This is a genomic window from Pseudoalteromonas sp. MTN2-4, assembly GCF_042848605.1.
GTDB lineage: Bacteria > Pseudomonadota > Gammaproteobacteria > Enterobacterales > Alteromonadaceae > Pseudoalteromonas.
In genome coordinates this window covers 208,575-223,198 of the sequence record NZ_BTGK01000006.1, presented here as the reverse complement: position 1 = coordinate 223,198, position 14,624 = coordinate 208,575, and the positions used below count along the sequence as shown (strand labels likewise).

12 protein-coding genes and 1 tRNA gene are annotated in these 14,624 nt (G+C 41.9%); 4 read left to right on the top strand and 9 right to left on the bottom strand.

The features are described from left to right. Window positions 1-21: 21 nt before the first annotated feature. The 4 genes from prfB to xerD all read right to left on the bottom strand — a co-directional run bounded on the left by prfB (window position 22) and on the right by xerD (window position 4,851). Window positions 22-1,120, bottom strand: a protein-coding gene (gene prfB, locus ACGHEH_RS15375) for a peptide chain release factor 2 (protein ID WP_130256774.1) whose coding sequence is annotated in 2 segments (ribosomal slippage) — window positions 22-1,044 and window positions 1,046-1,120 — 1,098 coding nt in all. Because the reading frame shifts where the segments join, the coding sequence is not laid out codon by codon here. Window positions 1,121-1,252: 132 nt separating this feature from the next. Continuing rightward, window positions 1,253-2,983 carry a single-stranded-DNA-specific exonuclease RecJ gene (gene recJ, locus ACGHEH_RS15370; RefSeq protein WP_390446925.1) on the bottom strand — a complete coding sequence of 577 codons (1,731 nt, stop codon included), beginning with the start codon at window positions 2,981-2,983 and terminating at the stop codon, window positions 1,253-1,255. A gap of 144 nt (window positions 2,984-3,127) precedes the next feature. Further along, window positions 3,128-3,865, bottom strand: coding sequence for a bifunctional protein-disulfide isomerase/oxidoreductase DsbC (gene dsbC / locus ACGHEH_RS15365; protein WP_138629238.1), 738 nt, complete (start codon window positions 3,863-3,865; stop codon window positions 3,128-3,130). Window positions 3,866-3,924: 59 nt separating this feature from the next. Then, window positions 3,925-4,851: a site-specific tyrosine recombinase XerD gene (xerD, locus tag ACGHEH_RS15360; protein ID WP_390446922.1), complete on the bottom strand. Its 927-nt coding sequence runs from the start codon at window positions 4,849-4,851 to the stop codon at window positions 3,925-3,927. Between the two features lie 79 nt (window positions 4,852-4,930). Between xerD and fldB the strand changes: the two genes are divergently transcribed. After that, window positions 4,931-5,452, top strand: coding sequence for a flavodoxin FldB (gene fldB, locus ACGHEH_RS15355; protein WP_390446919.1), 522 nt, complete (start codon window positions 4,931-4,933; stop codon window positions 5,450-5,452). 296 nt (window positions 5,453-5,748) lie between these two features. Here fldB and ACGHEH_RS15350 read toward each other — a convergent pair. Continuing rightward, a tRNA-Leu gene (locus ACGHEH_RS15350) sits at window positions 5,749-5,833 on the bottom strand. A gap of 252 nt (window positions 5,834-6,085) precedes the next feature. Between ACGHEH_RS15350 and ACGHEH_RS15345 the strand changes: the two genes are divergently transcribed. Beyond that, the gene (locus tag ACGHEH_RS15345) at window positions 6,086-6,583 is read left to right on the top strand and encodes an RDD family protein (protein ID WP_390446916.1); all 498 of its coding nucleotides are present in this window, start codon (window positions 6,086-6,088) and stop codon (window positions 6,581-6,583) included. A 339-nt stretch (window positions 6,584-6,922) separates the two neighbouring features. On the opposite strand, the gene ACGHEH_RS15340 is transcribed toward ACGHEH_RS15345, so the two are convergent. Continuing rightward, window positions 6,923-7,846 (bottom strand): hypothetical protein, encoded by a 924-nt coding sequence (locus ACGHEH_RS15340; protein ID WP_390446913.1) that lies wholly within the window; start codon window positions 7,844-7,846, stop codon window positions 6,923-6,925. 15 nt (window positions 7,847-7,861) lie between these two features. Next, window positions 7,862-9,232, bottom strand: a complete 1,371-nt coding sequence (gene radA / locus ACGHEH_RS15335) for a DNA repair protein RadA (protein ID WP_138479877.1) — start codon at window positions 9,230-9,232, stop codon at window positions 7,862-7,864. 204 nt (window positions 9,233-9,436) lie between these two features. Here radA and ACGHEH_RS15330 point away from each other — a divergent pair, with 204 nt between their 5' ends. Beyond that, window positions 9,437-11,941 carry a PilZ domain-containing protein gene (locus tag ACGHEH_RS15330; protein ID WP_390446908.1) on the top strand — a complete coding sequence of 835 codons (2,505 nt, stop codon included), beginning with the start codon at window positions 9,437-9,439 and terminating at the stop codon, window positions 11,939-11,941. A gap of 28 nt (window positions 11,942-11,969) precedes the next feature. Here ACGHEH_RS15330 and ampE read toward each other — a convergent pair whose 3' ends face one another. Further along, a complete protein-coding gene (gene ampE, locus ACGHEH_RS15325; RefSeq protein ID WP_390446904.1) occupies window positions 11,970-12,821 on the bottom strand; it encodes a beta-lactamase regulator AmpE in 852 nt (283 codons plus the stop codon). Between the two features lie 7 nt (window positions 12,822-12,828). After that, on the bottom strand, window positions 12,829-13,341 hold the full coding sequence (gene ampD, locus ACGHEH_RS15320) for a 1,6-anhydro-N-acetylmuramyl-L-alanine amidase AmpD (protein WP_390446977.1): 513 nt from the start codon (window positions 13,339-13,341) through the stop codon (window positions 12,829-12,831). A gap of 185 nt (window positions 13,342-13,526) precedes the next feature. Here ampD and nadC point away from each other — a divergent pair, with 185 nt between their 5' ends. Beyond that, window positions 13,527-14,393 (top strand): carboxylating nicotinate-nucleotide diphosphorylase, encoded by an 867-nt coding sequence (gene nadC / locus ACGHEH_RS15315; protein WP_390446901.1) that lies wholly within the window; start codon window positions 13,527-13,529, stop codon window positions 14,391-14,393. Window positions 14,394-14,624: the final 231 nt, after the last annotated feature.

The window sequence follows — 14,624 nt, the reverse complement described above, 5'->3', positions numbered from 1 at the left end:
GCTCTTAGTTTAGCTTGTTGATTAAAGGCCTGATTTCAGGCTGGCTTCGATAAATTTGTCTAAATCACCGTCTAGTACCGCTTGGGTATTACGGTTTTCAACACCAGTACGTAAATCTTTGATACGTGAGTCATCTAATACGTATGAACGGATCTGACTACCCCAACCTATATCTGATTTAGCATCTTCTTGAGATTGCTTTTCGGCGTTTTGTTTTTTCATTTCAAGTTCAAACAATTTTGCTTTTAGCTGCTTCATTGCTTGCGCTTTGTTTTTATGTTGTGAACGGTCATTCTGACACTGCACAACGGTATTCGTTGGTAAGTGGGTAATACGTACCGCAGATTCTGTACGGTTAACGTGCTGACCACCAGCACCCGATGCACGATATACGTCGATACGTAAATCAGCTGGGTTAATATCAATTTCAATGTTGTCGTCAATTTCTGGATAAATAAACGCAGACGCAAATGAAGTATGACGACGACCTGTTGAATCGAATGGGCTCTTACGAACTAAACGGTGTACGCCTGTTTCTGTACGTAACCAGCCGTAAGCATATTCACCAGATACACGCACGGTTGCGCCTTTAATACCGGCAACATCACCATCGGTCGCTTCAACGATTTCAACTTTAAAGCCTTTCGCTTCTGCCCAGCGTAGGTACATACGCAATAGCATGTTACACCAGTCTTGCGCTTCAGTACCGCCCGAACCTGACTGTAAGTCAATGTAGGCATCGTTAGCATCTTGTTCACCAGAGAACATACGACGGAACTCTAGCTTTTCTAATTGACCAACTAAACCTTCTACTTCAGCTTGAGCTTCTTCAAAGGTTTCTTCGTCTTCGGCTTCAACGGCTAGTTCTACTAGGCCTTCAGCATCGTCTGCACCACCAACAAGGTTATCAATGGTTTCAACAATCGCTTCTAGATTCGATTTTTCACGGCCCAATGCTTGTGCTTTTTCAGGCTCGTTCCATACTGCTGGGTCTTCTAACTCTGCGTTTACTTCTTCTAAGCGCTCTTGTTTTAGAGCGTAGTCAAAGATACCCCCTAAGCAGCTCAGTGCGTTCGCGAATTTCCTTGATTTGGTTAATCACAGGATTCACTTCAAACATGCTCACTACTCCAAAAAAATTAACGTGTCACACGGCGAATATAAATAGCCGAATGCTTTTTCAGCCCATAAAAAAGGCGCGTGATTTTTAAACGCGCCATGATAACAGACAATCTGTGCCCTATAAATGGATTTATGCGGGTTGTGCTTGAATTTCTCGCACTAATAATTGCAGAGAGAACTTGCCTCTAAACTCATTTATATCGAGCTGATACGCCAATTTGGCGTATTGTGCAGCTGTATTTGGCCAAGCTTTTACATCAATGTTGAAAGCGATGGCATCAACTAACTGACCAGAGCTGTGTTTTAGCACCAATTTTAGGTGTTTTTCACCGACAATACGCTGCTGAATGAGTTCAAATACACCTTCAAATACAGGTTCAGGGAATTGCTGACCCCAAGGCCCTGCTTGCTGAAGCAGTTGCGCAAAGTCTAGATTGAAACAGGTCGCAGGCAACTCGCCATCAGTCAGTAGCACACTCTGCTTATGCTCTTCGGTCAAAATCGCACTGGCAGCATCAGTAAACGCCGTTTTAAAACGTTCAAAGTCACGCTCTAAAATGGTTAAACCTGCAGCCATAGCGTGGCCACCAAACTTAGCAATTAGATCTGGGTGCTGAGTGTTAATTTGCTCAAGTAAGTCACGCATATGCAACCCTTCGATAGAGCGACATGAGCCTTTTATTTCACCCTCGTCACCTTGTGCAAAAATAATTGCCGGACGGTGATAACGCTCTTTCAATCGCCCAGCTAAAATACCAATCACCCCTTGGTGCCAATCGTCTTGATATAAACAGACAACATCAGGCACGCTTTGTTGTGCCGATACCAAGCGCTCAAGTACAGCTTGCGCTTCTTGCTGCATGCCCGCTTCAATTTCACGGCGTTCATGGTTAAGTGCGTCAAGCTCGCCTGCTATGCGTCTTGCTTGGTTGATGTCTTTCGATAACAAACAAGCGATACCTAGACTCATATCATCGAGTCGGCCAGCAGCATTCAAACGCGGCGCGAGTGCAAAACCAAAGTCACTGGCAGATAAACGCGCTGCGTTGCGTTTTGCCACTTCAATAAGTGCAGTGATCCCCGGTCGTGTTTTACCTCTGCGAATACGTGCTAGACCCTGATAAACCAATGTGCGGTTATTGGCATCGAGTGCCACAACGTCAGCAACCGTGCCTAGTGCAACGATATCGAGTAATTCTGCTAAATTTGGTTCAGGTTGTTGTTGAGTCACAAAATATTGCAGCTCACGAAGACTATGACGCAGCGCCACCAGCAAATAAAACGCCACACCCACACCCGCAATGCTTTTTGAAGGGAAGTTACAACTATGTTGATTTGGGTTGACGATGGCATCGGCATTAGGCAGTTGCTCACCTTGCAAATGGTGATCAGTGATAAGTACTTTAATACCGGCATTTTTGACAATCTCAACGCCACTAATACAAGAGATACCGTTATCTACGGTGATCACTAAATCTGGCGCGATATTCACTATTTGCTCTGCCAGTGCAGGACTTAAACCATAACCTAAGCTAAAGCGGTCTGGCACAAGATAATCGACATGCTGGAAACCAAATAATGCTAACCCTTCCATCAGAACCGAGGTACTGGTTGCACCATCAGCATCAAAGTCACCAACGATTAAGACTTTACTTTGCTGTTGCAATGCTTCAACTAACAAAGCACAGGCCTTATCCATATCTTTGAATAAGTTGAAATTTAATAAGGTGCTAGCACGGTTATCGAGTTCAATAGGGTCGCTTACACCGCGAGCTGCATAGATTTGTTTAATTACAGGATGAAGATGCGCAGGAAGATGACTGTCATCCACGCGCTCACGTGTTGTTATCACGGTTTGCATTTATTCTTTTACCCTTATACCTGCTCTCAAAAAGCGTTAATTAAGAGAGCGAGCATTACAACGTTAAAACAGAAATTTAACAGACAACAAAAAAAGGCCCTTAGGCCTTTTTAATAATACGGTGATTATAGCGAATTTTATCGCTTATGACTTCTTACCATCTAGCGCTTGCGCCAATGCTGCAGCTGGTTGGTAGCCAGGAATAATCGAACCATCTTCTAAAATGATTGCTGGTGTACCAGAAATGCCAAAGCTCTGACCTAGCTGGTAGTGCTCAGCCACAGGTGCAGTACAGTTTTTAACTTCTGCCACTTCTTCACCCGCTTTTGCCTCTGTTAATGCTTTTGCGGCATCTTCAGCACACCACACATTCATTAAGTCTTTGTAGCCCTTGCCACGTAAACCACCACGAGGGAATGCAAGATACTTCACTGTGATACCTGCATTTAAGTAGTCATCTAACTCTCGGTGTAACTTACGACAGTAACCACAAGTAATATCAGTAAATATAGTAACTTGATGCTTTTCGTTTTCAGCTTTATAAACGATCATTGAGTCTTCGTACTCAGTCACACCTTCTTTACGAACGCCGCTTAACGCCGACTCAGTTAAATTCTCTCGTTTGTCGACATCGATCATCGTACCTTGAACCAGGTAACGACCATCTGGGCTCACGTAAAATACGCCTTTGTCAGTTAAAACCGTATTTAAGCCAGCGACTGGGCTATCTTGAATTGCTTTAACTGTTAAGCCTAAGTTATTTAACTGAGTTTCGATTGGGCTCACTGTTGTTTCTACTGCACCAACTAAAGGAGCAGTCACTTGCTCAGCCATTGCGCCTGTAGATAACGCCATTGCTGCAGCTAAAATTAACTTTTTCATTCTGTTCTCATAAATTTCGTTACTACCCAGTATGACCGGATAAATTCAAAAAAATTCCATCACGCACGAGGATGATGTTCTTGATGCAGCGATTTCAACCTTTCGCTCGCTACATGGGTATAAATTTGTGTCGTCGATAAGTCGCTGTGGCCCAGCATCATTTGCACGACTCGTAAGTCAGCACCATGATTCAACAAATGTGTTGCAAAGGCATGACGTAACGTATGTGGCGATAATGGCGACGTTATGTTTGCCAAAATAGCATAGTGTTTGATTCTATGCCAAAAAGTTTGACGAGTCATACCTATCCCACGTTTTGATGGGAAAACAAAATCAGTGGCATGCTTAATCATTAAAGCACGACCTTGCTGTATAAATAACTCTATCCAGTGCTGCGCTTCTTCTCCCATCGGCACCATGCGCTCTTTACCACCTTTACCACGCACTAACACCACAGCTTGGCGCAAGTTAATTTGCTCCATACGCAAACCCACCAGCTCGGTGACACGCAGGCCTGTTGCATATAAAAGCTCTAACATGGCTTTATCTCTAAGCCCCATGGGGTCTTCAACATTAGGCGCATCAAGCAAGGCTTCAACTTCGTTTTCAGTGAGTGTTTTAGGGATTGCCTGACCAGTTTTTGGTAATGCAATATTAACCATAGGTGACGCTGAAATTTTTTGCGTCTTCACCCAATGCAAATAAAACCGCTTTAATGCACTTATCGCTCTGGCGGTGCTACGAGGCTTTAAACCCAAATCGACTCGGTGCGCCAAGTATTGCTCAATATCTTGTTGCGTTACTTCAAGCAGATTCTCTCTGCCTTGCTCTGCTCTCATAAAGGCATCGCACTTTTCTAAATCGGTGCGATAAGCAGCTAAGGTATTTTCACTCAAGCCATGCTCAAGAAAAAGCACATCGATAAATGCTTCTATCACATCTTCTTGCTCGGTTATGTCATTTTCAAAATCTGCTAAATCGCTCACTGGTCGCCTGTATCAATTTAAAGTGTCATCAGGTAAAATTTGCCCCATCATATCAGCCTTATAAGAAGTGATAAACCGCATGCAAATTGGCTTATTCTATGGTTCAACCACCTGTTACACCGAAATGGCCGCTGAAAAAATTCAAGACATCATCGGCAAAGACACCCTATCTATGTTCAACATTAAAGATGTGAACTTAAAAGACGCTGAAAATTTCGATTTTTTAATCTTCGGTATTTCGACATGGGACTTTGGTGAATTGCAAGAAGATTGGGAATCAATTTGGGACGACATTGAAAACGTCGACCTAACAGGTAAAACCATCGCGCTATTCGGTATGGGCGATCAGCAAGGTTACGGCCAATGGTTCCAAGACGCACTTGGCATGCTGCACGATAAAATCGCCCCCCAAGGTGTGACATTTTTAGGTTACTGGCCAAATAACGATGAATATGAGTTTGAAGCCTCAAAAGCACTCACCGAAGATAAGTCGCACTTTGTTGGCTTAGCTTTAGATGAAGACAGCCAGTACGAAAAAAGTGACGAACGCATTGCCAATTGGGTTGAGCAAGTGCTTACTGAGTATAGTGAGACTTTGTAAGCTAAAAGCTAAAAGCTAAAAGCTAAAAGCTAAAAGCTAAAAGCTAAAAGCTAAAAAAGTTTAGATGAAGCCGCGTTATTTATCGATGCTTTTTGTTAAGTGAATTTCAGGCATAAAAAAACCGAACCAATCGGCTAGGGTTTAGAAAAGTGGTACCAGTTGGCAGGCTGTTAACCTATATTAGCGCCATATGCGTGGCGCTCGAGTTCACCAGTGTTAAACATCAAAAAAATAAAGTAATAATAAATTTCAGGCATAAAAAAACCCTAACCAAACGGTTAGGGTTATATAAAAAGTGGTACCAGTGGGCGGACTTGAACCGCCACGCCCGAAGGCAACGGATTTTGAATCCGTCATGTCTACCAATTCCATCACACTGGCATAATTTTTCTTTGATCTTCTAACCAAGAGAAAATAAAGAAAAACCACTTTGAGCTCAGGCTTTTTTTCTATGCCCTCATCTCTGTGCAAAACACTATACAAATATCCCCTAGTGGGAGCAAGCAATTTTTTTATTGCTCCATTTAACTGCTGATATTTTAATCGCTTAACTTTTATAAACAGCAGTTTCGCCATTTTCATTGGCTTTGTGTAAAATAGCTGCATTATTTTCTTATTTAAGTGTTGGCTAAGATGTCTGAATTTCCTCGCGCTGGATTAATGCGCCGACTTGCTTCTTTAATGTATGACGGTTTGGTCGTGATCGCGTTCGCTATGCTAACTACCGTGGCTTATCTGCTAATTATTCAGGGCTTTATTTCGTTAGGTATGATTTCACTGGGCGATCATGAGGATGTGTCTGCACTGATTCAATCAACTCCTCTGCTGTACGGTCTTCGAAGTGTATTATTAGTTTTAGTCAGTATGATTTTTTTCAGCTACTTCTGGACTAAAAGCGGTCAAACCATTGGTATGCGAGCATGGCGTTTAAAAGTTCAAACACCCGATGGTCAATTGCTGTCTTGGCCAAAAGCCATGGCACGTAGTTTATTCGCACTATTAGGCTTAGGTAATTTACTGCTACTCGTCGACTTTAAACAAAAGCGTGCGCTGCAAGATATGATCTGTGGCACAGAAGTATTGTTACTGAGCAAAGAAGAAAACAAACGTGTCTATAACAGCTTAGATTAAAACTATACCCAAACTTCCTCAAGATGCATGATTCAGAGCGCTGCCTTCTGTTCTAGTTCAAGGAAAAGAACGCAGTGTAATGAAGAGTCCTTTCCAAGTTCTTTGACGATGAAATAGGACTGAAAGCACGCTCCCTGGGCGAGTTTGATTGGCTTCCATACTGTGTTATCAATTTTCGATTTAGAACCACTAGACCTTCAAATCGATGCCTTGTCTGACAGCCAATCAATTCTCGCTAAATCTCGTATCTTGAGGTGGTTTGGGTATAAAAATAACAGCAACAAAAAAGGCTTCAAATTTGAAGCCTTTTTTAATATTAAGCTAAAGTTATGCCGTTGCTTAACTACCTTTAACTTGTAAGTTAAGGAACTCTGCTAACTTTTCTGGCTGCTGAGCTAAACCAGCCAATTCCATTGCAAGTTGCGATACTGCTTTGTTTTCGTTTAGCTGCATTGAAATATTTAAGCTATTTAAGCCATTTACAAAGTTCATTAATTCAGACTTTGAATCTTCAGCAAGCGGCAGCATATCTACTTGCATCTGTGCTTGTTGTACAAACGTCAGTTTATCTAGTTGAACCGCAGACAGTTGCTTCTCAACAACCGTGTCAAACTGACCTTTATTATTAAAAGTAAAGTTGAATGATTGCGGTTGCAGCTCTTGCATTGCCATCATCATTTTACTTTGAAGTTGAAGCTCTTGCTCCATTGTCAGTGGGCTTTGAGATTGAAGTTTTTGCGACTCAAGCGACACTTCCATCAGTGACTGTGAGTTACCTAACGAGAAGGCCATATCCATAGAGGCAACTTCACCAGCCACAAAGCCAATGTCGAAGTCACTCTTACCACTGGCTTCGTCATACTTTAAGCTTGAAGTGATGTCATAGCTTGCATTTAATAACTCTGAAGGTGCCGTTTGCTGTGCTTGCTCAATCAGAGGCTGCGCTAAACGTAAACCTTGTAAGTCCATTGATGTATATGGGCTAATCTTGTCAGTTTCATAGCCTTCAATGATAATTTGGTTAATCACTGCAAGGTCTTCACCTTCAGGGCCTTTAAACTGAATGTCTTTCAAACTAACTTCTTGGCTAAGCAATGAGTAATTTGCTTCTTTGTAATCAACAGAAAAACCAGATGTTTCTTCAAAAACAGAGATCTGCTTGGCAATCTCGTTATTTAGCTTTTCATTGGCTTTGTATTGAGTTACACCGTAACCCGCTGCTATTGTGCCAATAACAGCAATCGCGATAAGCGGTTTTTTCATGTTTTAACTTCCTGATTAAAATAACGCGTCCAGGGCTTCGCTTAGACTGTTCACGCCTATAACTTCCATCCCTTCAATAAGCTCTTTTGGCTTATTGGCATTAGGTACAATAGCACGTTTAAAACCATGTTTCGCGGCTTCTCTTAATCTTTCTTGACCACTTGGTACAGGACGAATCTCTCCACCTAGTCCAACTTCGCCAAAAACGACCAGTTGTCTATCGAGTGAGAAGTTCTTAAAACTCGATACCAGCGCGGTGATCAAAGCCAAGTCAGCACTGGTTTCAGACACTTTAACGCCACCGACCACATTAACAAACACATCCTGATCTGAAACTTGTAAACCGCCATGGCGATGCAATACGGCTAATAACATCGCTAAACGGTTTTGCTCTAAGCCAACGGTAACACGGCGCGGGTTAGCTAGCTGGGAATAATCAACCAAGGCTTGTACTTCAACAAGTAGCGGGCGTGTGCCCTCCCAAATAACCATAACCAAAGAACCCGGTGTTTGCTCTTCACCCCGGTTCAAGAAAATAGCCGATGGGTTAGATACTTCTTTCAGACCTTGCCCTGTCATAGCAAACACGCCTAATTCATTCACTGCACCAAAGCGGTTTTTATTACCGCGTAATGTTCTAAAACGGCTGTCACTACTGCCCTCTAATAAAATAGAACAATCAATACAGTGCTCTAATACTTTAGGGCCCGCCAAAGTGCCGTCTTTGGTTACATGACCTACCATAATAATGGCGACTTGATTCTGTTTCGCAAAGCGCGTCAAGTAAGCGGCACTTTCACGTACTTGTGAGACACTGCCCGGCGCCGATTGCACATCGCTCATATGCATCACCTGAATTGAGTCAATCACCATGATACTCGGCTTTTCTTGTAAAGCCAGTTGGCAAATTGTCTCAACATTGGTTTCTGCAAGTGTTTTCAATTTGTTAGTTGGTAGCCCCAAACGGTGGGCACGCATGGCAACTTGTTGCAGTGACTCTTCACCCGTGACGTACAAAGTGTTCATCGACTCGGCAAGTAAACACATGGTTTGCAGTAAAACGGTACTTTTACCTGCACCCGGTGAGCCACCGATCAAAATCGCACTGCCGGGAACGACACCACCGCCAAGCACACGATCAAACTCTTTAAAGCCAGTCGAAAAACGCGGTAAGCTCTCAAGGTTTACTTCATCAAGCGTCTGTACCTTAGCATCAACCATGCCCGCATAGCCTGCCATCGCTGAGCTGCGAGGTGCTGACTTAACACTGGGCACCCTAAATTCAGTGACGGTATTCCAAGCTTTACATTCTGAGCACTGCCCTTGCCATCTGGCAAATTCGGCACCACACTCACTACATACAAATGCTGTTTTTTTCTTTCCCATACTAAGGCACACTTTTTGCTTTAAAATTTACTGAGTAAAATTATATTCAGTTTTGTCATATAAATCTGGCACTTTACTCATTTATTGCTCAAGAATAAGTTAACTATGTCTAATTATTGTCATAGTATTAACTAAGAAATCTAAAAGAAAAATTAATGCCGGTATTTGTACGATTACAAAACACGGTAAGTAAAATGGTTTTATATGGCTGAAGATAAGCTGCAACAATATCAACCTTTGATAGAAGAACTCAAGCAACAGTTAGGCTCGCCTGGCTTTGATGGGCTCTTTGCGCAAAAAACAGCCCACCTGTCTAAGCCCGATCAGTTTTTGATCAAAATGGAGATGTCTCGCCTCTCCCAACCTATCGCACGGTTTATCGATTTACGCGGGCAGGTTTCTGGTGAAGTAAAACCTTATATTCATGATGGTAAGCAGCACTTTATGGACGACTTAGCCATCGCAGTATTTGAGCAAGAAATTGCTAAGCACGGTAAGTATACACTCGCGGTTTATGAAGCAGTCACGCATACCGATAATAACTATAGAGTCATGCAAAAGCGCGCGCAACAACAAGCGCAAGATGATGCAGACACGCCAACGCCCGTTCTCACGCATGGGGCAAAGTTAATCAAATTCGCTTCTTATGAAAGTCGTATTGAAGAGCGAATGAATTACTCAATCAAGATAACGGTTGAGATATCTAAGAAAAATATTATTTCTGCCAATACATCAGATATTTCACTAAGCGGTGCAAAGATCAAAGTACATTCGAAAGCCGTGTTTGAGAAAGGCCAATTACTGAGTATTCGACTAGTAGGGCTTGAACAAGATTTTGAGCTAGGTCTTAAAGGTGGTATTCAATATGAAGTCGTTGCTGTTGAGCCTGTAAATAATGAATATCAATTTGTGCGTTTAAAGCGTACCTTTGTTGAGAACAATCAGGGCTTTGATGAATTCTTAAATAGTTTCATACACGGTAACAAGCGCCGATATAAAATTAATTTAGATAACACCATGGATGCGGTCGTATGCAAAGGCTATGAACAATACTACTTGCCACGAGTCAGCTCACTGTTTGTTTTTCTCAGCAAGGTCAAAGACAAACTCACACTCCCTTCAATGGTGCTGACCAACGAGAACAATGCTTTCATTCATTATTACTTTGAAGATGAAAGAAAAAAGTCGTGCTTGTATAGTATTTTTAATCAAAAGCGACTGGCCTACTTGAATAGCCTTCATAGCCAAGTAAAAGAAGCGGTTTTATATACTTTTACTCACTCAAACGGCGGTAAAATTTACTATTATTCGGCCTTTGATTTCGAACTAAAACAAGAACCCAGTCTTAACCCATTATTCTTTGGATTTGGCGCACGAAAAGACAGCTGGCGCGCTTTTAAAGTACAGATTATGCCTAGCTACCATGAAGATGCTTTTATTCCGCTATCACTTCCTGCCAGTGCCGGAAAGTCGCTCGAAAAATTGAATAAAAGGCCAACACCTCGAGTACAGGGCTTTATTCAAGACGTACAAAACCTGATGCTACTGACTGACATTACAGATCCGCGTCGCACCGCAGAATATAAAAAGCATCAATATGATGCTGGGCAAGTCAATTTACTCAAACACTTTGGCCATGGTAAGTCATCAACTCCGCCATCGCTGGAAGTTGTGGCGCTAGAATATGTAAATCTGCGCGCGCATAAACGCTACCTCTATAAAACAGGCACTATTTTTCATGCCAACAGCCAAAATGTAATCGAAGGCAACACCCGTGATTTGTCTGTTATGGGCCTGCAGGTCGAGCTTTATTCGCCAACTGATGCAAAAAAAGGTGACTTAGTTTATATCGACTTGCCAGAATTACAGAAAATCACCAAGAAACATGATTTAAAACACTTACGCTATCAAGTCATGGCGGTCAGTAAATCAAAAACAATCATCAATTTAAAGGTGCATAGGGTATCTGAAAATAAGCACCCTGCTATTGAGTTTTTTACGCAACTCATTGATAAAAACAAGAGCAAACTGCAAGCGTGTGAGGAGACACCAAAGATCCCAGGGTTATCGACGGCACTGCGTAATATGATCACTAAGAGTGTGTGCCAGTTTCCTTTGTACTTACATAAAGAGTCAGCACACTTTAACATTGGTGCTGTCGGCCGAGGCCTATACTCTACCAAGCTGCACAAAGTTTTAGAGCACTTAAACCAAAGCGGTGATGAGCAAATAGAAATCGCGCCGGTTTTTCCTGCTAAGTTTATTGAAGATGAACTTTCAGAAGCGCTACGTAAACAAACACGACAAGACAAGCCGCTAAAATACACCCTATTTATGCGTTTTGATCCAGACAAAAAAACCCTAGCTGACGCCGTCAAAAGCCAAATTTTGAGGGATGAAGACTCACTTGATAGCCTGTTTTTATTTATCAAAAAAGCGCTCAGAAAAGAGATCTTATTTGTTTTCCAACTACAGGTATCAAAAACAGGTCGCCCAGATACAGACTACTTAGCGAATGAGCTGAAGTATGTAAGCCATTATGCACTTCACAAGGCAAAAGATTTAGAAGAGTCATTGTGGAATGTTGCAGGAGTCTGTGATCTTATCGATATTACCGATGAAGTGATCTCAACACTTGAGGTTGAAGATAACTTAATCGAAAAAATGACAGAAAAGAAGCGACTTTGGTTTAAGTCGCTTCTTATGTAATTATGACTCATAGTCTGAGTAAGACATTTTAAGCAACGCCACCAAACAATGTAAGCAAGGCTATCAGTGCCAAATAAAACAAAATATTACGCTTAACCAAACGCATCATACAGGTGGCTTCGTAAGTACAGCCCGCGTATTGCTGTTCGATTTGCTCTGCAGCAAGCGCTGTACTGGTCACGACTTTACGGTTTGGGGTCTTGAAATCTAACGCATATTTTAGCCAACAACCTGTGCCCTTTGAAAAGTTACCAATGATCAGATAACCAAAACTGGTAATGCGTGCCGGTAACCAATTCAACCAATAAAGCATATCGGCCAATACGCTACTGCGCGAAGTCAGTACACTTTGTTCACTTTGCTGAGCTTGATCGAATAAGCTGCGCGTCACAGCGTACATCACAGCTCCCGGCGAACCAAACACAACAAACCAAAAGATTACCGCACAGTAGTGTCTAAAGTTAACCCAAGCTAGCGTTTGACCCACCCACTCACCGCCTTGTTGATCTTCAGTACGGTGTTGGCCTAACTGAAGTGCATATAAAGTTGCACCTTCACTGTCACCTCGCGTAAGCGCATTTAAATAGCCCTTATACAAAGCGCGCGGTTTAGCACAGCCAAAACAGACAAGTAATAATAGCGCATTTAATGCCAACTCAAAGAGAAAGAAGCCGGCAAAATCCATGACAAAATAAACGCCTAAAGCTGGCAATAAGACCCATAGTGCAAACGCAAATGGCGATTTTAATAATGAATTATTCTGCAATAGTGACTGACTCATATTGAGGTAGCCTTTACTATAATGATCAATCTGCCAATGTGCATCTCTGGCACCCAGCCGTTCAATGGCCAGCGCTAAAATTATTGAGATCAAAATCATAATTTACTCATTCACTTAACAACTTAAAAAATTTATGCCAATCAAAAGCTTCTCCAGGATCTGTCTTTCGACCTGGAGCAATATCACAATGGCCAACGATGTGATCTGGAGTAATGTCAGGATACAGCTGCATGATGTAACGCGTGCACGCAGTCAAAGCGACATATTGTGCATCGGTATAAGGCGTTGTATCTGTGCCTTCTAATTCAATACCAATGCTAAAATCATTACACCTTTGTCGACCTTTAAACTCTGACACGCCAGCATGCCATGCTCGCTTATTAAATGGCACATACTGCAGCACTTGACCATCTCGCCTAATAAAGCAGTGCGCTGACACTTTTAGCCCTTCTAAATCGGTAAAGCTAGGATGTGCAGCACAATCTATATTACCAATAAATAGAGCATCCACATGTTCAGTACCAAATTCCCCCGCGGGCAAAGAAATATTATGAACCACCAGCAAGTTCACATCTTGCTCATTCGGTCTCTCATCAAAAAAAGTACAAGGCCTTTGCATCACCCTAAAGCTTGAATGTGGCAAGCAAAACTCTGTGTGTTTCACGGTTAAAACCATTTGCTTCGATAATAAGCTAACCTTAACAAGCTTTATGAAATTTCACTAGCGCGATTGTCTTAAACTCTTGGAAGCAGTAAAATTTAGTTCTCGCACAATGCAATTAGACAACATAAGTGACGCTTAGTATGCAAAACCAACTTCTTACGCCTGCTCTTATTAGTGAATTAGTCACACAAGCTTTAAATGAAGACCTTAACTTTCAATCGGCTGCCGATGGTGATATCACAGCGCAGTTAATTCCTGAAGCGCAGCAAGCGAACGCTTATGTGATCACCCGTGAAGACTGTGTTTTCTGTGGTAAAGACCTAATTTTAGAAGTATTTAAACAGGTTGATGCAAATGTTGAGGTTGAAGTGCTCGTCAATGATGGGGATTTTGTTGCTGCGAATAGCCAACTCTTTACTGCTAAAGGCTCAGCCCGTGCCATTTTAACCGCTGAGCGTACTGCCCTGAACTTTGTACAAACGCTTTCAGGCACCGCAACAACTACAGCTCATTATGTAAAAGCACTAACTAACAGTAATACCCAACTCCTTGATACACGTAAAACAGTGCCGGGTCTTCGTGCATTACAAAAATATGCTGTGGCTTGTGGTGGCGGTAAAAACCATCGCATTGGTTTGTTTGATGCATTCTTAATTAAAGAAAACCACATTGCAGCTTGCGGCGGCATTGCAGCTGCAGTTAAACAAGCTAAACTGAATCACCCAGCTAAACCAGTTGAAGTAGAAGTTGAAAATCTAGACGAGCTACAGCAAGCCATTGAAGCTGGTTGCGACATCATCATGCTAGATAACTTTAGCGTGCCACAAATTCAACAAGCCGTAGAAGTGACAGCACAGCGCGCTAAACTTGAAGTGTCGGGTAATATGACCATAGAAATCTTAGCAGAATACGCGCAAGCGGGTGTCGACTACATTTCAAGTGGTGCTCTGACCAAAAATGTGCAAAGTATCGACCTATCAATGCGCTTCAATAACACGTCAGTGTAATTGACTGTAATCTATGATAAGTGCATAAATGTTGACAATTGATTTTAAAGAGAATTTAATGAGCGAGTTTTGATATACTGGTAACAAATTATTAATTTTTTCCTCGAGATATAAGTTAATATATATCATTGCCAGTATTAAATAATTAGTTCTAGATCTTAAAATAAGAATTAGTTCTTATTTACTCTTGTTAATATCAAGTTTAACAATTAAAGTAGCAAATAATTAAGT

Bases quoted from the DNA above. Each gene is read 5' to 3' on its own strand.
- ACGHEH_RS15345 (WP_390446916.1), top strand. From the start codon at position 6,086: ATGTCTGAATTTCCTCGCGCTGGATTAATGCGCCGACTTGCTTCTTTA.
- ampD (WP_390446977.1), bottom strand. From the start codon at position 13,341: ATGCAAAGGCCTTGTACTTTTTTTGATGAGAGACCGAATGAGCAAGAT.
- ACGHEH_RS15340 (WP_390446913.1), bottom strand. From the start codon at position 7,846: ATGAAAAAACCGCTTATCGCGATTGCTGTTATTGGCACAATAGCAGCG.
- nadC (WP_390446901.1), top strand. From the start codon at position 13,527: ATGCAAAACCAACTTCTTACGCCTGCTCTTATTAGTGAATTAGTCACA.
- ACGHEH_RS15330 (WP_390446908.1), top strand. From the start codon at position 9,437: ATGGCTGAAGATAAGCTGCAACAATATCAACCTTTGATAGAAGAACTC.
- recJ (WP_390446925.1), bottom strand. From the start codon at position 2,983: ATGCAAACCGTGATAACAACACGTGAGCGCGTGGATGACAGTCATCTT.
- dsbC (WP_138629238.1), bottom strand. From the start codon at position 3,865: ATGAAAAAGTTAATTTTAGCTGCAGCAATGGCGTTATCTACAGGCGCA.
- fldB (WP_390446919.1), top strand. From the start codon at position 4,931: ATGCAAATTGGCTTATTCTATGGTTCAACCACCTGTTACACCGAAATG.
- radA (WP_138479877.1), bottom strand. From the start codon at position 9,232: ATGGGAAAGAAAAAAACAGCATTTGTATGTAGTGAGTGTGGTGCCGAA.
- ampE (WP_390446904.1), bottom strand. From the start codon at position 12,821: ATGATTTTGATCTCAATAATTTTAGCGCTGGCCATTGAACGGCTGGGT.